Origin of the sequence: Pedobacter sp. AK017 (assembly GCF_014200825.1) — a bacterium.
Taxonomy (GTDB): domain Bacteria; phylum Bacteroidota; class Bacteroidia; order Sphingobacteriales; family Sphingobacteriaceae; genus Pedobacter; species Pedobacter heparinus.
Window position 1 is genome coordinate 92104 of sequence record NZ_JACHCW010000006.1, and the last position, 17742, is coordinate 109845.

Consider the following 17742-nt stretch of genomic DNA (forward strand, 5'->3'; position numbering starts at 1 on the left):
TTTCAGTTGATTTGGAATAAATCTAAATAATAATCACCTTTGTGTCAATCCATAATGATCAATGCAAAACTTAACCATTCAGTCTTCAGTCGATTTTGTTGAGGTGTTTAGTACTAGTGCCGGTGCTATTTTTCAATCGGATAGCGAGAACTGCTGGTATGTAGACTTTGCAGGCAAGCTGGCCCGTTTTGATTATCGTAACATATTGAAGCTAAAAAAGGCAGTATACCATATCGATATTGAGGCCATGCTGCTTGATAACACCAAATCGCCCGATGTAGAGATCATTTTTATATGTGCCTGCGATCACTGCTATGTGTTGTCCTTAATACAGATCATTGAACTGAAGGAATTGTTGCAGGGCATGTTCGTTATGCTTGAACTTAACCACATCATTCATGACCGGCTTTGCCGCCTAATCAGCTGATCAGGCTGGAATTAGATTCTTTCCATATTAACCTTATTTTCACCATTGTAAATTCTTAGCCGTATTTTTGTATAAGGAAATAAGAAAATTAATATATAGTATTATGAAAGACATCATGCGTGTTAAGTGTTTACTCTCTTCAGATGTAGAGACACTTATAAACCAACAAATAAAAAAAGAAGCACACTCATCGGCTATTTATCTTTCAATGGCATCATGGTGCAACAGAAATGGCTATGATTTTTCTGCTGATTATTTCTTTAAACAGGCAGAAGAAGAAAGAATGCACCAGCTTAAATTCTTTAAGTATGTACTCGATATGGGTGGCAATGCTGTTTCTCCTGAAATAACAAATGTTAAAGCTGAATACAATTCTTTCCGTGAAGTTTTTGAAGAGGCCTTGGAACAGGAGATTAGCGTTACACAATCCATTAAGAACATTGCGGCCCGTTGTCACAAAGAACAGGATTATGTAACCCTGGAATTCCTGAACTGGTTCTTCAGAGAACAAAGAGAAGAAGAATACAAAGCACGTCGTGCCCTTGAATTGTTTGATGTGATTGGCGAAGAAGGAACGGGAAGATGGCAGATTGACAAGCATGTAGGACAAATTACCTACAGCAGCGAAGCCTAATAAATATTGTTCCCGGGTTTTCCGGTGATAAAGGTACATACTCATGCAACAGGCAAAACAGTATGTACCTTTTTTTGTTTATAATTTATCCATGGGGCCATGTCAAAGAAAAAAGATAAAAAGAAGAAAAAGGATAAAAAGAAAAAGGAATGCTGTGAAAAGTATCTGACAGGAAAAAGGTGTAAAAACTGTCCAAATGCCTAGATTAAATGTGATAACCCTGGCTGTGCATTTCTGTTGCAATAAAACGCTGATATTGCTTGTTGTTTAAAGGATAATCCCAGCAACCCATTCTGTGGTACAGCTGTCCGCCAAAACCACTTTTAAACTTATACAATCCATACAAGGGATGAGCAGGGTCTGGCCTGGGCGCCACACCAAACAAATCATATTCTATGCAGCCTTTTTCTTTAGCAATTTTCATGGCTTCCCACTGCAGGGCGTAGGTGGCCATGTAGTTGCGGTTTGAAGAAGAAGAGGCCCCATACAGATAGGTACCTCTGTTGCCAGAGATCACCAGGAACATTGCGGCCAAAGGCTGTCCATCCAGTTCAGCCAGCAAGAGTTCCACATCGGCAGGTGAAGCGGTATTTTCGGCGCGTGCAGTTAATACCGTTTTGAAATAGGTAATGTCGTTGATATGGATGCGGTTGCGCAAGGCTGTTTCCTGGTACAGTGCATACCATACCTGCAGGTTCTCCATCCCTACTTTTTTAACATTAATCCCTTTTCTGTACGATAGGTTAATGTTGTATCTTGTTTTTGGCTTCATGGCGTCGAGCAGCAGGGTGCTGTCGCTCTGCAGATCCAGGAATATGGTGTTTGACGGAAGGATATCCGAATTTGCTTTTCTCAGGTTCCAGTTAACCGTGTTAAAATTAAAGCGGAATTCCTGGTATTTCTTTTCAGGAGGTCCATTCCAGTTACCCAACTGATCAAAATCATTATTGTCTTTAGCCCAATGGGACTGCCAGGCCAGATCGTACCTGATCAATATGCATTTTGAGGGCAGATGGGGACGAAGAGATTCTGAAAGTTCTTCCAGAAATTTGCCCTGGTATTCTTCATTAGGTTCTATTTCCGGGCCATATGGTACATAGGCCACAGTATGTTCACGGTCTAAAGGTTGTAACAGTACCAGGAAATCGGCATGGGTATAGGTATTGTTTAAGGCACTGGTATAAATGCTTCCATCTTCTACCTTAAAATTAAATGCTTTTGATTGCAGGCCTTGCTTGGCTTTTACTTCAGACCAGAATGCTGTTTGCTGGATAATGGCAGTTTCATAAACTTCTTTAATGTCTTTTTTCTCAATAACAATATTCATCTCATTTGCTTAACCTGCAAAGTTCGGGAATATAATTGTGATAAGCCAATAATCACCTAAGCCATGTCGCCCAAATGATAGCAATGCCTGCACCTGGGTTCATAACTATCCTTTTCGCCTAGCAGGATCGTACTTTCACTGGCAGCTGTACGGTAAGAGTATACAGCCGGACTTCCACAACGTACACATACTGCATTTACCTTGGTTACCAGCTCGGCAATAGCCATTAATGCGGGTACTGGGCCAAAAGGTTTGCCCTGAAAGTCCATATCGAGACCAGCAACGATTACCCTGATCCCTTTCTGGGCAAGTTTATTACAAACTTCAGGCAGGTTATCATCAAAAAACTGTGCTTCATCAATACCAACAACCTGTGTATTGGCACCCAGCAGCAGAATTGCAGCAGAGTTTTCGACCGGTGTAGACTGGATGGAATTCAGATCGTGCGAAACTACAGCGGTTTCATCATAGCGGGTATCTGTTTTGGGTTTAAAGATCTCTACATTCAGTTTAGCAATCTGCGCACGTTTTAGCCTTCTTAACAATTCTTCGGTCTTACCCGAAAACATAGAGCCACAAATCACCTCAATGCTGCCGCAATACTCACCCCGCCTGTAATTTTGTTCGCTGAATAACATTTATAATAGGATCTTAAAGCCTGCTAATATCGAAATTTTGTAGTACTTTTGAGTGTCAAGTTACTAACATAAAACATCAATTCTACCGTTATTAAGTTATGATGAACCAAGAGGATATTTTCAAAAAAGTAGGGCAGATATTAAACGAACTTCAGGATCAGTACGAGTTTTTAGCTCAAAATCCGAAGCAACTCAATGAATTAGAACTGGAGCTCTTTCTGGCAAATGCAAACTTTTTATCAGATCATGTTCAGATAGTAAGAAAAATTAATAGCAATAAAGTAATAAAAGCAATTCCTGAGCATACGGCTGCTGAGGTTAAAGAAGAACCTCAGCAGAAGGTTGAAAATGAGATTTCTTTACCTGAACCTGTAACAGCAACAGAAGAAGTACCTGTGCAGGAGGCTGAAGAAATTGTTGAAGAGGTTTATGAAGAAACACGGGAACCTTTAAAGTTTGAATTTATATTAAGTGAAACACCGGAGACCGATAAGTTTGAGTTTGAAGAGAAACCAGTTGATGCTATTTTTGACAGGCCCTTAAGTAAAGAAGAAGAACAGATCATTGCGCAAAAACAACAGCAGATGTACACCCGGGTTGAGCCGCATACAGAAAAAGAACCTGAACTTTTCCCGGCATCAGGAAAACCTGAACCCATAACAGAACTGATACCCGATAAGGTTGAGGAAAAAATTGTGCTCCCGGTTACACCAGAACCTTTAATGGACCAGGCAGCAGAAAAAATAATTGAACCCAATCCGGTAAAACCGACTTTAAACGATCTGCTGGCGGGTAAAAATCACCAGCCTGCCAGTTTTAATGAGGGCAGCAGCAAGCCGCCGATAACTGATCTGAAACAGGCCATCAACCTTAATGAGAAGTTATTATATATTAAAGATCTTTTTAATGGCTATAACCTTGCTTATGCAGAGGCCATTGAACTGATCAATAAAATGCCTGATTTTAAAACGGCCGATGCTTTTTTAAAGAATAACTATGCCGTTAAAAACAACTGGGCGGCAAAACAAGGCACTGTTGATCAGTTTTATGAACTGCTGAACCAGCGTTTTCCTTCTAAATAAAACCCATCCTGTTTGAATCAAGTTTCAGGAAGATAAAGAGCAATACGGTAAAACTCCATAATGAAGAACCCCCATAACTGATAAAGGGCAGGGGAATCCCTATTACAGGTACAATTCCAATGGTCATACCGATGTTGATGAATACATGGAAAAAGATAATGCAGGCTACGCAGTATCCGTAAACACGTGAGAAGGTAGAACGTTGCCTTTCTGCCAGGTTGATGATCCTCAACAGCATAAACAGGTATAAGGCAATCACAACGAAGCAACCTGCAAATCCCCATTCTTCCCCGATAGTAGAAAAAATAAAGTCTGTACTTTGCTCAGGTACATAACCATATTTGGTTTGCGTACCTTCTAAAAATCCACGGCCGGTAAGCTGTCCTGAACCAATGGCTATTTTTGACTGGTTTACGTTATATCCTGCCCCACGTGGATCAGTTTTAAGGCCAAGTATCAATTCGATCCTTGTACGCTGGTGCGGTTGCAATACATTCTCGAACATTAATTTGGCAATAAACAGATAGCCTATTGCCGCAAGGGTAATTACACCGATGGTAATCATCCTCTGCTGTTTTCTTTTGTTAAAATAAATGAACAGGCCGCCAATAGCCAGAATGGCAGAGATCAGTATCCAGGGGGTAAGGAAAAGGTTAAGAATAAACAACAATACCATTCCCCAGAAAATCACCAGCAGATAGCCTGGTAAGCCTTCACGATAAAGCGGAAACATAAACGATAAGAATACCAGCATAGAGCCTGCATCCGGTTGCAGCATAATAAGGCACATGGGCAAAATAATAATTATTGCAGCCATCAGCACTGGTTTCAGGGTGGTGAGTTTTGGGTTAAAGGAGCTGATATACCTGGCCAGCAGCAGGGCTGTGCCAAATTTGGCCAGCTCAGAGGGCTGTAACCTAAAAGAGCCCAGTGGGATCCAGGCCTGGTTGCCACCCACATTGCGGCCTACAACCAGTACTATAAGCAGCAGTAGCATGGTAACCCCATAAATGATGGGCGAGAAAACACTGAAAAATTTGGCATCAAGCAGTAATATAGATAAACCCAGTATCAGGCCGGTGATGATAAAAATAAGCTGTTTGCCATAGTTGGACGCGAAGTTGAATGTGGCCGACTCATCAGGGTTAAATACTGAAGCATAAATGTTTACAAAACCAATTGCACACAATGCGATATAGATCAGAACGGTTACCCAGTCTACATTAAAAAAGAACCTGTTGCTTTGCTGATTGCTCATTTTGTAGTGGGTTTGTTTACCGTTTTTTCTGTTGATTTATTGTCTGGCTTTATTACCTGCGGAATTATTTTTAATGTCGAGTCGGTTGTATCTACTTTGGGTTTTACCTTTGGCTTAGGCGGTGCCGGAAGGATCACCTGTTTTTTCATCCATTCTACCTGGGCCAGTTTATTTTTAGGCAGGCTTCCTTTCAGGTATTGTTCTGCAATATAGCTGGCTATGGGGGCAGCGTAAGTGCTGCCATAACCAGCATTTTCCACAATTACGGCAATCGCAATTTTTGGATTGTCCCGCGGGGCAAAACCAATAAATACAGAGTGGTTTTTACCACGTGGATTTTGTACCGTTCCGGTTTTACCACACATCAGAATGCCTTCGATCCTCGATTGGATAGCGGTTCCCCATGGTGCATTTACAGCATCCTGCATACCATCAATTACAGGGTCAAAATGTACCGCATCCACATCTACGTAATTCTTTTTGACGTATTCTTTTTTGATCACCTTGTCTTTACCGATGGCTTTTACCAGGTGGGGTTTAATGTAATAGCCCCTGTTGGCGATAATGGCCATAATATTGGCCATTTGTAGTGGGGTAGCATCCATTTCTCCCTGTCCTATGGCCAGGGAAATCACTGTGCCAAAGTTCCAGTATTTACTGTATTTTTTAGAATAATAGGCGGCGTCGTATAAACGTCCGGCACGTTCAGATGGCAGGTCTATCCCTGATTTTTCGCCCAGACCAAATTTTCTGACCTTCTTTTGCCAGTCGTCATAGGCAAGCTTCTGGTTTGCGTATTTCCGCTGTGTAATCAGCTTTTGAAACACATAGCAGGCATAAGTGTTACAGGATCTGGCAAGCCCCCTTCGCAAAGCGATATTGCCATCTACGTGCTCACATTTTACTGTGTGGTTCCCTACGCGGAAATATCCGGGACAGTTGAATGTGGTGTTTGGGTCTATAACACCTTCCTGCAGACCGATCAAAGCGTCCAAAGGTTTGAAAGAAGATCCAGGTGAATAGTAACCTTGTATCGGACGTATGGTGAAAGGTCTGTTCGGTGCAACCAATATTTTCATATAATTATTGCCTGATTGCCTGCCTACCATCAGGTTGGGGTCGTAACTCGGACTGCTTACAAAAGCCAGGATTTCCCCGGATGCTGGTTCTATGGCTACAATGCTGCCCACTTTATTGTGCATCAGCTCTTCACCAAGCTTCTGGAGCTTAAGGTCGAGAGAAGAGATGAGCCTGTCGCCAGACACCGCTGCAGTATCAAACCGGCCCTCTGCGTAGCTTCCCTTAGGAACATTCCGGGCATCGTACAGCATGTTAACCACGCCCCTTTCTCCCCTTAACAAAGTCTCGTACGATTTTTCTACTCCTGATTTACCAATGTAATCACCAGAGCGGTAATAGCCTTCAGAGTTTTGAATGTCGGTAGAAGATACTTCTTTAATATACCCAAGGAAATGGGCGGCTACACTATCAGGATAATGCCTGATCGTTCTGCTTTGTACAAAAAAACCGGGAAACCTGGAAAGCTGTTCCGATAAAGTGGCATAAGTTTCGACGGATAATTGCCGCTCAAAAATGCCTGGCTGATACCTCGATTGGTTGGAAACTTTTTTCAGGTTTTTTCTGAAAGCGACCGTATCTATACCTATAATATTGCACAGCGCTAATGTATCCATTTCCTTTACCTGGTTGGGAATCACCATTAAATCATATACAGCTTCATTCTGGGCCAGTGGTTTTTCATTACGATCAAATATTACCCCCCGTGCCGGAAAAGTATAGATCTTGCGCAGTACGTTAAATTCTGCAGAAAGAAAATATTTATCACTCGCTATCTGAATATAAAACAGGGTACCCAGCAAGATTAAACCAATGGCAATGAATAAACCCTGTATTACATATTTACGGCCAAACAGATTATCCATCAGCGCATCTTTCTGTTATAGAATATGAATTCTATCAATACAACACTAAACAAGGTAAATATACTGCTAAACAAGCACCTGATCAAGGTGTAAGAGAACTCTGCCAGTCTGAATGTTTCTAAAAAGAACAGCACCAGGTGGTGGGAAAAAGTGCAGAGCAGGGCATAGATGATAAACCATTTAAAGCCCATGTTACCTAAAGTTGGTTCAGGCTCATCAAAGCCATCTCGGTTTACGGTTACTGATATGAACAGGATGCGTACAAAGGCCAGAGCTATGCAGGCAGCAGTATGAACACCAAGGGTATCGTAAAAAGCATCCAGTGCAAGGCCGGTTATAAAGGCAATCAGGTACAGCAGGAGGTTAGGGATACCAAAGGGCAGCAATAATAAAAACAGGATGTATACAAAGGGTGTAGCGATGTTGTAAAAGCTCAGGTTCCTCAGCAACAGGATCTGAATTAAAAGGAGTACAAACCACCTGACTATGTTTACCAATACTAATTTACTATTCATTTGGCAATTTTGCTTCTAATTCTTTCTGTTCTGCGGCATATTTATCAAGAATTACGTACACATATTGTAAGGTACTAAAATCGTTGAAAAGTTTAATTTCTACGGACATAAAATTGTCACCCGTTGGTACTGCTGTATTGGTCACTATTCCTACCGGGATCCCCGGAGGAAAAGATGAAAAACCGGAAGTTACAATGGTATCTTTCAGGTTTACCTTAAAATGATTGGGTACCTCTTTTACATAAGCCTTTGTAAAATCGGAATTGCCAATGCCCCAAACCAATGAGCCCAGGGCATTATTACTTTTTATATTTACACTTATTTTGGTATCCTTGTGCAGTAGGGAACGTACTGTTGCCAGGTGTTCTGAAACATCCATTATAAAGCCCACTACCCCTTTGCCCGGCGATATTACCGGCATATTGCGTGCAATCCCATCTGCGGTACCTTTATTGATAGTGATGACGTTGTTTCTGAGTGTAATGGAATTCTTAATTACCCTGGCCGACAAATAGGTGTATTGCGGATTATTTAGCGTATCCTTAACGGTAATTTTTTTAGCGCTGTCTATACTTTTGAGTGTAAGCAGTTCTGTTTTCAGCTTTGCATTTTCCTGAGCAAGACTGTCGTTCACATTTCCCAGGTTAATGTATTTCTTCAGAACATTCAGGTTTTGGTATACCTCGCCAACTACCTCGTTGGTAGAGTTAACAGTTACACTGCGCTGGTAGGCGTTGTTTTTTACGGTAAGGATAATTCCAATTGCAAAAAAGATAATGAATAGAAAAAATGCGTTATATCTGTTTATGAAAATCCAAAGGTTACGCATTTTGATTTACAGTTTAGGCAGTAAAGTTTGGGTTTAACCCAAACTTTACTGCATTAAAAATTTAAAACCGCCAATGTTTTTTAAAGCTATACCTGTTCCGCGTACCACGGCACGAAGCGGATCTTCGGCAACGTGTACGGGCAGTTTGGTTTTAGCCGCTACACGTTTATCTAAACCACGCAGCAATGCTCCACCACCTGTCAGGTAAATACCTGTCTGATAAATATCAGCAGAAAGCTCGGGTGGCGTGATCTCTAAGGCTTTAAGGATAGCTTCTTCAATTTTAGAGATTGATTTATCCAGGCAATGTGCTATTTCGGTATAGGAAACGGTAATCTGCTTAGGCACACCAGTCATCAGGTCACGACCTTGAACGGCAAAATCTGCCGGTGGATCTGCCAGTTCAGGCAATGCAGCACCAACCTCTATTTTAATTTTTTCGGCAGTCCGGTCGCCAATCATGATGTTGTGCTGGCGACGGATGTAATTTACAATATCGGAGTCGAAATTGTCACCCGCAACGCGGATACTCTGGTCGCACACAATACCCGATAAGGCGATAACTGCTATTTCAGTAGTACCACCACCTATATCGATGATCATGTTTCCCATTGGTTCTTCTACATCAATCCCAATGCCTACTGCAGCAGCCATAGGCTCATGGATCAGGTAAACCTCTTTGGCACCGGCAATCTCTGCCGAGTCCCTTACCGCACGCTTTTCAACTTCTGTAATTCCTGAAGGGATACAGATTACCATTCTCAGCGAAGGGAACATCCAGCCTTTACCACCGTTTAGCATCCTGATCATTCCTTTGATCATGGCTTCAGCAGCATTGAAATCTGCTATCACGCCGTCTTTAAGCGGACGGACGGTACGGATATTATCATGGGTCTTACCTTCCATCTGCATGGCCTGCCGGCCAATTGCAATAATTTTATTTGTCTGTCTGTCAAAAGCAACTATTGAAGGTTCATCAACTACTACTTTGTCATTATGTATAATCAAGGTGTTTGCCGTGCCTAAATCGATAGCAACCTCTTGTGTAAACCAATTAAATAAACCCATTTATAGGTGATAATTTAAGTATTAATAATTCTGTGTACTATAGTAATGTAAAACTACGGCTTTTTATTGTATTCGTGGATAAATAAATTAGTGTTTAAAATGTCTTACACCTGTAGTAACCATGGCAATTCCTTTTTCATTGGCCATATTTACAGAATCGGCATCTTTAATAGAACCACCCGGCTGTAAAATGGCAGTAATCCCTGCTTCGGCAGCAATTTCTACACAATCAGGGAAAGGAAAAAAGGCATCCGAGGCCATAACTGAACCTTTCAGGTCAAAGCCAAAGGCATCGGCCTTAACAATAGCCTGCTTTAAAGCATCAACTCTTGAAGTCTGGCCTACACCGCTAGCCAGTAACTGATCGTTTTTAACAAATACAATGGTATTTGATTTGGTATGTTTTACAATTTTGTTGGCAAAATAAAGGTCTTTTAATTCCTGTGTGGTCGGCGCCTTATCAGTTACCGGGCTCATTTGTTCAGGGCCTTCAATAATCAGGTCTTTATCCTGCTCAATCACGCCGTTCAATAAAGTCTTGAACTGTTTTTTGCTCAGTTCAACATCATTACGCTGCAAGATCACCCTGTTCTTTTTAGCGCGAAACAGCTCAATTGCTTCAGGTTGGTAAGATGGGGCGATCAATACTTCGAAAAATAATTTATTGATCTCGGTAGCCGTAGCCAGGTCAATTTCCCTGTTGGCGATCAGCACACCGCCAAATGCCGATACCGGATCGCAGGCCAAAGCCACATTCCATGCATCCAGCAGGTTTGGTTTTGAAGCCACACCGCAGGCATTGGTATGTTTTAAGATGGCAAAGGTAGGCTCCTCAAACTCATCAATTAAGGCAACGGCTGCATCTACATCAACCAGGTTGTTGTACGAAAGCTCTTTACCATTCAGCTTGGTAAACATGGCTTCCAGATCACCATAAAACACGCCTTGCTGGTGCGGATTTTCGCCGTATCTTAACGTCTGTGCCTGTGCAATGCTGTGTTTAAATACTGTAAGTGGTTCTTCTGTATTAAAATAATTAAAGATGGCCGTGTCGTAGTTAGAAGAGGTATGGAATGCTTTTTTAGCAAAAGCCTTACGCTGGGCTAAAGTCGTTTCACCATTTTGTGCTTCCAGCTGTTGTTGTAAAGTGGAATAATCATCTTTAGAAGCCAGGATCACCACATCATTAAAGTTCTTGGCTGCAGCCCTGATCAATGAAATGCCGCCTATATCTATTTTTTCGATGATCTCTGATTCAGAACCACCAGCTTTAACAGTTTCTTCAAATGGATAAAGATCTACAATAACCAGATCAATTTCAGGTATTTCATATTGGGCAATCTGCTCCTGGTCCGATCCGAGTGCCCTGCGGTTTAAAATGCCACCAAAAACTTTAGGGTGCAAAGTTTTCACACGTCCTCCTAAAATAGAAGGGTAGCCGGTAAGGTCTTCAACAGCAGTAACAGGTATATCGAGGTCTTTAATAAACTGTTCTGTACCTCCGGTAGAGAATAGCTGTACACCCTGGCTGGCAAGTAAACGAACCAGAGGTTCTAAACCATCTTTATAATAAACTGAAATTAAAGCGTTTTTGATCTTTTTAGATTGACTCATTGGTGAAAAATTTTGAGCCGCAAAATTAAGATTTATTTTTTACTTTTTTATCTTCCTGACAATTGAGTCAATTATACGCGGATAATGCTGATGTTCAAGTTGCTGTCCTTTAAATTTGACCATCTCCAGATTGTCGTCTTTTTCAATTTTATAACGTGCCTGGTAAATGTATTCGCCTTCATCATAATTTTCATCCACATAGTGTATGGTAATGCCCCCTTCGGATTCTCCGGCTGCCATCACGGCATGGTGTACATGGTCGCCATACATGCCCTTACCACCATATTTGGGCAACAATGCGGGATGAATGTTGATGATGCGGCCCGGATATTCTGCAATCAGGTTTTTAGGAATCAGCCATAGAAAACCGGCCAGTACAATCAGGTCTATTTCTAAGTTTTTAAGCATATCAATCACGCTGTCTGTTTGATAAAATTCCTTTTTATCAAAAATATGTGAAGGGATCTCAAAGTTATCTGCGCGCTGTAATACATAGGCATCGGGATTGTTGGTCAGCACAAGTGCAATTTCCACATCAGGACTTTTTTTATAAAGTTCCATAAGTTTTTGAGCATTTGATCCTGATCCTGAGGCAAATATGGCGATGCGCTTTTTCATATAGAGATGGTTTTTAGGCTATATAGCAATAATAGGCCCATTTATTGGTGTCCAAAGATAAAAATTTATCACAATTTGAAATAGTTTTCGGGCTGATTAGGAATTTCCGAAGGTTTGTTGGGCTTTTAAGGGTTAAAAGTACCTTTTATCCCCACAGTATCCCGGCCTTCCATTACCTTAACTGAAATGGAAAAAACAATCAAATACAAATAAAAGATGGTGGAACACCAGCATTATTGTTAAATTCACAATTATGAAAAAACTAGGTATAACCATTATATTGTGCATCATTTGTGGGACTTGTTTTGCGCAGAAAAAGATACACATCCTGATCATTACCGGGGGACATGGATTTAAGCAGGTACCGTTTTACCAGATGTTTGATTCATTAGGTAGTCATATTAGTTACGATAAACTGGAACAACCGGCAGCCAATGCACTGATCGCCTCAGCAGCTGTCGACAAATATGATGCACTTGTTTTTTATGATATGTACAATTCTATTACTGCATCACAAAAACAGGCTTATCAGCAATTGTTAAAGAAAGGAAAGGCAATGCTATTTCTGCACCATTCTTTGGTATCTTACCAGGATTGGGATGAATTTCAAAAGATCATTGGGGGTAAATATTATGAGCAGGCAACACTTGTAAATGGTGATACCATAAAATCGAGCTACCAGCACGATGTCATTATCCCGGTGAAAATAGAAAGCCCTAAGCACCCTGTTACCAGAGGGCTTAAAGATTTCGAAATCTACGATGAAGTATATGGGCATTTTGGTACGCAGCCAAATATCAGGCCATTGCTTAGTACCACTCATCCGGGGAGTTCCCGTTACATCGCATGGATCAATACTTATGGTCGCACTGATGTCCTGTTTATCCAATTGGGACATGGACCGGAAGCCTTCAAGAATCCCAATTACAGGAAATTGTTAAAGCAGGGTATTGAATGGTCGGTATTGCGGCATAAAAAAAATATGGATTAAACAGTAGGCTGGTTGAAATGCCCACTGCAAATATAAAAAAGGAAATTTTTTGTATAGGGTTTGTTACAGTTGCTGTTTTTCGGCCCAATTTGTTATTTTTATAGGTAATCAATTCTTTAAGCGTATGGAAGATCTAAAAGAAAAAAAGAAAATTCCGGCTTTTCTTAGCAGGATCAGGGCAGAATGGCCGGGAAAGATTGAACGTTTTGAGTTTAAGACCGCTACAGTGATCTATGTGTATCTGAAAGAAGGGATCTCGAGCCTGGATTTTTCAGAATCCCTTTCTATGAAAATGGACCGATTGGTTGATTTTAGTATCCCGTTGATTCTTTATCATGTAGAAAGTGATGGATTTAGGTTAAGATCTCAGCCGGTAAACTGGTATTCCAGTCTGGAGGTTAGAAGGTAGGTATTCCTTTAAACGATACTATTCATTGCTGGCAGCATTTTGTAAATGCCGGGGGGAACGTTGTAAGTGCAACTGTTTATTTAGGAGCAGTGGTGCTTGTTTGAATTGTTAAACTGCCTCCAGGTTTAAGCTGAATTTCTTTTTTTACTCCGTTATAGATCAATTGTGTCTTTCCTCCTTTTTTTGAGGTGATGGTATATTTTTTTACTGACTTGTTTTGCCACTCCATCTCGATCTCAAAACCTCCGCGGGCACAGATGCCCTTAATTTTTCCGGTATCCCAGGCATCAGGAAGTGCAGGAAGCAGTCTGATCTGGTTTTCGTTTGATTGCACCAGCATCTCGGCTACAGCAGCTGCCCCACCAAAATTTCCATCTATCTGGAAGGGGGGATGTGCATCCAGCAGGTTAGGATAAGTGCCTCCTCCTGTCTTTTTATCAGGGCCCTTATATTGATCAGGATCTACATAGCTCAATAAAGTACGGTACATCTGGTAGGCATGATTTCCATCAAGTAACCGCGCCCAAAGATTGATCCGCCATCCTTTAGACCAACCTGTTGTTTCGTCTCCTTTAATTTGCAGTGTTTTTTTACAGGCATTTGCCAGCTCAGGGGTTAACCCGGGCGTGATATGGTGTCCGGGAAACAGACCAAATAAATGAGACTGATGCCTATGTTTTGGATCGGCATCGTCCCAGTCGTAATACCACTCCTGTAAATTGCCGTTTTTCCCGACCTGATAGGGCTGAAGTTGCCTGAGTGCAGATTCAACTTCCTTTCTGAAAGTGATATCTGTACCTAAAATTTGCGATGCCCTGATGGTTTGCAGGAAACATTCTCTGATCATCGCAAGGTCGGCAGTTCCACCATACAATGTTGAACCTTTAGAACCATCTGCTGTAATAAAGCTCGCTTCCGGTGAGGTTGAGGGTGAGGTAATCAGGTTTCCTTTTTTGTCTTTTACCAACCAGTTCAGGCAAAACCGGGCAGCACCTTTCATCAGGGGGTATGCCTTTTGTTTTAAAAAATTCTTGTCAAGCGTAAATATATAATGCTCCCATAAATGTGTGCTAAGCCAGGTACCGCCCATATTCCAGTTTGCCCAGACCGGATCGCCCTGGCCAAAGCCCCCAACCGGATTGCTCATTGCCCATATATCACTATTGTGGCAAAGTGCCCAGCCCTCAACACCGTAGAATGTTTTTGCCGTTACCTTACCGGTATGGGCCACATGCCCTATAAATTTCATCAATGGTTCATGAAGTTCAGAAAGGTTGGTGTTTTCTGCCAGCCAGTAGTTTTCCTGCAGGTTGATGTTGGTGGTGTAGTTGCTGCTCCAGGGTGGCCTGATGTAAGGGTTCCAGATGCCCTGCAAGTTAGCGGGTACACCGGCTGTTCTGGAGCTGGATATAAGCAGGTAGCGGCCAAACTGAAAATAAAGGATCTCAAGGTTTTTGTCTTCTTTTCCTTCTGCATATCGTTTCAGCCGTTCATCAGTGGGTAGTTCAGGAGCATTTGTTTTTCCCAGATTGAAGCTAACCCGGTTAAAATAATTTTGATAATCGTTGATGTGGGCATGCTTTACGGACTCATAGTTGACTGGGACAACCTTTTTTAAACAGCTGTCGGCCAGTAAGGCATCACTTTTGCCTTCAGTGGCAGGATTTTTATCAAATCCATTAAAACTAGTTTCAATAGCGATGTATAGGATTGCTTCAGTACCGTTTTTTAACCCTATAGATCCATGCTGTATAATGACTTGTCCATCTGTATTTTTAATACGGAAAAGGCTGCTGAAACGGGTGCCGCGGTTTTCGTCAAACTTTACTGCATTTGCGATGTTTCCCCTATATACAGGTTCTGCATGATAGGGGGCATAACCTTTAACCCTCAGCGTGTTTCCCTGGTTTGTTATTTCAAATTTTAAAAGGCTTTCAAAATCGACATTGAAGCTCAAGGCCCCCTTCTTACTACTGGTAAGTTTTATCATCATTACCCTGGCTGGTTTTGAAATAAAGTATTCTCTTGTAAAAGTGACTCCCGATACATTATATGTTATTTTTGAAAGGGATTTACTGATATCCAGTTCTCGGCGGTACATGGATGCAGAGTCGGTATGGTTAAATTTAATGTGCATAGTACCTAAAGGTGCATAGGACTGGGAGAAAGCGCCCTGTACTTTCCTGTTCAGTTCGTTTGCAAGTTTGTAATTTTCGTTTTTAAGTGCCTCTCTTATTGACGGAATTTGCTTATAAGCCTCAGGGTTCATATATGGATTTACGGGTTCTCCAGACCAAAGGGTTGCATCGTTCAAAAAGATCTTATCAGATTTTATACCTCCAAATACTGCCGCACCAAGCTTGCCATTGCCAAGCACCATAGTTTCTTCAAAAAATTGAGCAGGTTTGTTGTACCAGAGGAGGTGATCAGATTGTGCGGAAGCTGGATTTTCTATTCCAACAAATAAGGTAATTGCTGTAATTATCAGGTGAATCCGATTAATCATCTTCTATAATTTAAGGTATTTTATTGGTTCTATGATCGAAATGGTATAAACCGCTGTTAAAATACCCATTATTACTATAGAACCCAATGCAAAACTGGTACTCATTTCATTTTTAGGTTTGCCGGGGGTAAAATCAGGGTGTTTAAATTAGAATGCTTTTGGAAAATATTGCTGATGTTTTGTAAAAATTATAAGATCAAAGAACATTTTACTGTAAAATAAAGTTACTTTGTTTTATACCCATAAATATATTGATCATGGAAACAAACACGCGTAGAAATTTTATTAAAAATACATTAACTGCTTCTTTGGCTGTTGCCATAGGGACACCTGTTCTGTTAGAAGGGGGCACTGCTGCGGCTGCGGGCCTTGCTGCTGAAGAAAAATATACAGGTGCTGCATTGAAGTTTACGCAGCTTCCTTTAAAATATGCATACAATGCTTTAGAGCCTAATATTGATGCGTTAACTATGGAAATTCATTATACCAAGCACCATACGGCTTATATTAAGAATGTAAACGATGCCATTGCAGCTGAAAATATACCTTATGCAACAGAAAAAGAATTTTTTGACAATGCTTCCAAACTTTCGGCCAAGGCACGTAACAATGGTGGTGGTGCCTGGAACCATAATTTCTTTTTTGAAACATTAAAATCAGGCCCTTCGGCCGGCCCGCAGGGAAAACTGAAAGCTGCTATAGATAAAACCTTTGGTTCTTATGATAAATTTAAAGAACAGTTTTCGGCAGCTGCAGCTTCGCGTTTTGGCTCAGGGTGGGCCTGGCTGGTAAATGATAAAGGAACTTTAAAAATTACTTCCACAGCCAATCAGGACAATCCTTTATTTGACAATGCAGAGGTAAAAGGTACACCTTTGCTGGGACTTGATGTTTGGGAACATGCTTACTATTTAAAATATCAGAATAAACGTCCGGATTATATTTCTAACTGGTGGAATGTAGTAGATTGGGATGTAGTAGCAAAAAGGTTAAAATAACATAAGCTAATTTAGCTTCAAACAAAAGGGCTGGGCATTTTTATGTCTGGCCCTTTTGTTTTTACCCTAAGAAAGCCTTGGTTTTTGTCGGTTATGTTTCGGGTTTGTCGAGAAGTTTCGGGAGTTTGTCGTGAGGTTTAGATAGCTGGTATAATGCGACAGAAGAGGCTGAAACGTTTTGCTGTTGATGTGGTCTTAATTACAAACAATTAGGAAAAACCTTAAAACATAAATTATGAAAACCCTTACAAAAACATTATTCGCAACAGTATTCGCAGCAATACTTTTAACCTCTTCATCTATAGCAACCTTAGCTGCAGGTAAAATAGAGCTTGTAAAACCTGCCAAAGGATTTAAAAAAATATGGGTGAGCGGAAACGTTAAAATCATATTGACACAAAGTGAAAAAGAAGGCGTATTTGTAGGTGAGGACTTTAACGCTGAAAAAACATCAGTGTTGAGTAAGGGAGAAACATTATATGTCAATTCTTTCGAGCGTCAGCAGGTGATCATCAGGGTTGCTATGAAAGATCTGCTTAGGATACAGGCGGCGGGAATGGCAGTAGTGGTTACAGATAACAATTTTAATTTAAAATGTTTGCAGGTGATATTAAGCCAGAGTGCTGTTGCAAAAGTAAATGCTGTAACAGGGAGTTTGTACACCAATATAAGTGACGATGCCAAATTAAGAATGAGTGGCACGACAGATCAGCATACTTTAATTGCCAGTAACCCGAAAAATGTGAGGTTTGATAATTTTGTATGTCTGGGTGTAAATCAGCAAGATACACTGCTGGCACTGGCAGTTAAAAGTAGATTGTAATTAGATAAGATGAGTGGATAGAGCGGGTAAGTATAAAGCGGCAGGTGAAAATCTGCCGCTTT

At 41.1% G+C, this 17742-nt stretch carries 17 protein-coding genes; 7 read left to right on the plus strand and 10 right to left on the minus strand.

Going from position 1 to position 17742, the window contains the following annotated elements; translation table 11 throughout:
- The first annotated feature begins 61 nt into the window (after positions 1–61).
- Together HDC92_RS10080 and HDC92_RS10085 are read left to right on the plus strand one after the other, a co-directional pair.
- Positions 62–427, plus strand: coding sequence for a hypothetical protein (locus tag HDC92_RS10080; RefSeq protein ID WP_012780967.1), 366 nt, complete (start codon positions 62–64; stop codon positions 425–427).
- Between the two features lie 103 nt (positions 428–530).
- Positions 531–1061, plus strand: a complete 531-nt coding sequence (locus tag HDC92_RS10085) for a ferritin (protein ID WP_012780968.1) — start codon at positions 531–533, stop codon at positions 1059–1061.
- Between the two features lie 205 nt (positions 1062–1266).
- On the opposite strand, the gene HDC92_RS10090 is transcribed toward HDC92_RS10085, so the two are convergent.
- The gene (locus HDC92_RS10090; protein WP_183874231.1) at positions 1267–2388 is read right to left on the minus strand and encodes a lipid II:glycine glycyltransferase FemX; all 1122 of its coding nucleotides are present in this window, start codon (positions 2386–2388) and stop codon (positions 1267–1269) included.
- 56 nt (positions 2389–2444) lie between these two features.
- A complete protein-coding gene (locus HDC92_RS10095) occupies positions 2445–3026 on the minus strand; it encodes a thymidine kinase (protein ID WP_012780970.1) in 582 nt (193 codons plus the stop codon).
- Positions 3027–3124: 98 nt separating this feature from the next.
- Here HDC92_RS10095 and HDC92_RS10100 point away from each other — a divergent pair, with 98 nt between their 5' ends.
- On the plus strand, positions 3125–4108 hold the full coding sequence (locus HDC92_RS10100) for a hypothetical protein (RefSeq protein ID WP_183874233.1): 984 nt from the start codon (positions 3125–3127) through the stop codon (positions 4106–4108).
- On the opposite strand, the gene rodA is transcribed toward HDC92_RS10100, so the two are convergent.
- The 7 genes from rodA to purN all read right to left on the minus strand — a co-directional run bounded on the left by rodA (position 4101) and on the right by purN (position 11953).
- Positions 4101–5366: a rod shape-determining protein RodA gene (gene rodA, locus HDC92_RS10105; RefSeq protein ID WP_183874235.1), complete on the minus strand. Its 1266-nt coding sequence runs from the start codon at positions 5364–5366 to the stop codon at positions 4101–4103. The two genes, HDC92_RS10100 and rodA, sit on opposite strands and share 8 nt — an antisense overlap.
- Complete coding sequence (mrdA, locus tag HDC92_RS10110; protein ID WP_183874237.1) at positions 5363–7309, minus strand: penicillin-binding protein 2; 1947 nt, start codon at positions 7307–7309, stop codon at positions 5363–5365. The genes rodA and mrdA overlap by 4 nt, the downstream gene beginning before the upstream one ends.
- A complete protein-coding gene (locus tag HDC92_RS10115; protein ID WP_012780974.1) occupies positions 7309–7824 on the minus strand; it encodes a hypothetical protein in 516 nt (171 codons plus the stop codon). The genes mrdA and HDC92_RS10115 overlap by 1 nt, the downstream gene beginning before the upstream one ends.
- Complete coding sequence (gene mreC, locus HDC92_RS10120; RefSeq protein ID WP_012780975.1) at positions 7817–8653, minus strand: rod shape-determining protein MreC; 837 nt, start codon at positions 8651–8653, stop codon at positions 7817–7819. The genes HDC92_RS10115 and mreC overlap by 8 nt, the downstream gene beginning before the upstream one ends.
- A gap of 45 nt (positions 8654–8698) precedes the next feature.
- A complete protein-coding gene (locus HDC92_RS10125; protein WP_012780976.1) occupies positions 8699–9721 on the minus strand; it encodes a rod shape-determining protein in 1023 nt (340 codons plus the stop codon).
- Between the two features lie 87 nt (positions 9722–9808).
- On the minus strand, positions 9809–11335 hold the full coding sequence (gene purH, locus HDC92_RS10130) for a bifunctional phosphoribosylaminoimidazolecarboxamide formyltransferase/IMP cyclohydrolase (RefSeq protein ID WP_183874239.1): 1527 nt from the start codon (positions 11333–11335) through the stop codon (positions 9809–9811).
- Between the two features lie 39 nt (positions 11336–11374).
- On the minus strand, positions 11375–11953 hold the full coding sequence (purN, locus tag HDC92_RS10135) for a phosphoribosylglycinamide formyltransferase (RefSeq protein WP_012780978.1): 579 nt from the start codon (positions 11951–11953) through the stop codon (positions 11375–11377).
- Positions 11954–12206: 253 nt separating this feature from the next.
- On the opposite strand from purN, the gene HDC92_RS10140 reads away from it, so the two are divergent.
- Both HDC92_RS10140 and HDC92_RS10145 read left to right on the plus strand, forming a co-directional pair.
- Positions 12207–12944, plus strand: a complete 738-nt coding sequence (locus tag HDC92_RS10140; RefSeq protein WP_012780979.1) for a ThuA domain-containing protein — start codon at positions 12207–12209, stop codon at positions 12942–12944.
- Between the two features lie 124 nt (positions 12945–13068).
- Entirely contained in the window at positions 13069–13353 is a 285-nt protein-coding gene (locus tag HDC92_RS10145) for a hypothetical protein (RefSeq protein ID WP_221270955.1), read from the plus strand.
- Positions 13354–13429: 76 nt separating this feature from the next.
- On the opposite strand, the gene HDC92_RS10150 is transcribed toward HDC92_RS10145, so the two are convergent.
- A complete protein-coding gene (locus HDC92_RS10150) occupies positions 13430–15859 on the minus strand; it encodes a glycosyl hydrolase family 95 catalytic domain-containing protein (protein WP_183874241.1) in 2430 nt (809 codons plus the stop codon).
- 257 nt (positions 15860–16116) lie between these two features.
- Here HDC92_RS10150 and HDC92_RS10155 point away from each other — a divergent pair, with 257 nt between their 5' ends.
- A complete protein-coding gene (locus HDC92_RS10155; protein WP_012780982.1) occupies positions 16117–16857 on the plus strand; it encodes a superoxide dismutase in 741 nt (246 codons plus the stop codon).
- Positions 16858–17092: 235 nt separating this feature from the next.
- On the plus strand, positions 17093–17680 hold the full coding sequence (locus HDC92_RS10160) for a GIN domain-containing protein (protein WP_012780983.1): 588 nt from the start codon (positions 17093–17095) through the stop codon (positions 17678–17680).
- Positions 17681–17742 lie beyond the last annotated feature (62 nt).

Bases quoted from the DNA above. Each gene is read 5' to 3' on its own strand.
- HDC92_RS10080 (WP_012780967.1), top strand. From the start codon at position 62: ATGCAAAACTTAACCATTCAGTCTTCAGTCGATTTTGTTGAGGTGTTT.
- HDC92_RS10085 (WP_012780968.1), top strand. From the start codon at position 531: ATGAAAGACATCATGCGTGTTAAGTGTTTACTCTCTTCAGATGTAGAG.
- HDC92_RS10090 (WP_183874231.1), bottom strand. From the start codon at position 2,388: ATGAATATTGTTATTGAGAAAAAAGACATTAAAGAAGTTTATGAAACT.
- HDC92_RS10095 (WP_012780970.1), bottom strand. From the start codon at position 3,026: ATGTTATTCAGCGAACAAAATTACAGGCGGGGTGAGTATTGCGGCAGC.
- HDC92_RS10100 (WP_183874233.1), top strand. From the start codon at position 3,125: ATGATGAACCAAGAGGATATTTTCAAAAAAGTAGGGCAGATATTAAAC.
- rodA (WP_183874235.1), bottom strand. From the start codon at position 5,366: ATGAGCAATCAGCAAAGCAACAGGTTCTTTTTTAATGTAGACTGGGTA.
- mrdA (WP_183874237.1), bottom strand. From the start codon at position 7,309: ATGGATAATCTGTTTGGCCGTAAATATGTAATACAGGGTTTATTCATT.
- HDC92_RS10115 (WP_012780974.1), bottom strand. From the start codon at position 7,824: ATGAATAGTAAATTAGTATTGGTAAACATAGTCAGGTGGTTTGTACTC.
- mreC (WP_012780975.1), bottom strand. From the start codon at position 8,653: ATGCGTAACCTTTGGATTTTCATAAACAGATATAACGCATTTTTTCTA.
- HDC92_RS10125 (WP_012780976.1), bottom strand. From the start codon at position 9,721: ATGGGTTTATTTAATTGGTTTACACAAGAGGTTGCTATCGATTTAGGC.
- purH (WP_183874239.1), bottom strand. From the start codon at position 11,335: ATGAGTCAATCTAAAAAGATCAAAAACGCTTTAATTTCAGTTTATTAT.
- purN (WP_012780978.1), bottom strand. From the start codon at position 11,953: ATGAAAAAGCGCATCGCCATATTTGCCTCAGGATCAGGATCAAATGCT.
- HDC92_RS10140 (WP_012780979.1), top strand. From the start codon at position 12,207: ATGAAAAAACTAGGTATAACCATTATATTGTGCATCATTTGTGGGACT.
- HDC92_RS10145 (WP_221270955.1), top strand. From the start codon at position 13,069: ATGGAAGATCTAAAAGAAAAAAAGAAAATTCCGGCTTTTCTTAGCAGG.
- HDC92_RS10150 (WP_183874241.1), bottom strand. From the start codon at position 15,859: ATGATTAATCGGATTCACCTGATAATTACAGCAATTACCTTATTTGTT.
- HDC92_RS10155 (WP_012780982.1), top strand. From the start codon at position 16,117: ATGGAAACAAACACGCGTAGAAATTTTATTAAAAATACATTAACTGCT.
- HDC92_RS10160 (WP_012780983.1), top strand. From the start codon at position 17,093: ATGAAAACCCTTACAAAAACATTATTCGCAACAGTATTCGCAGCAATA.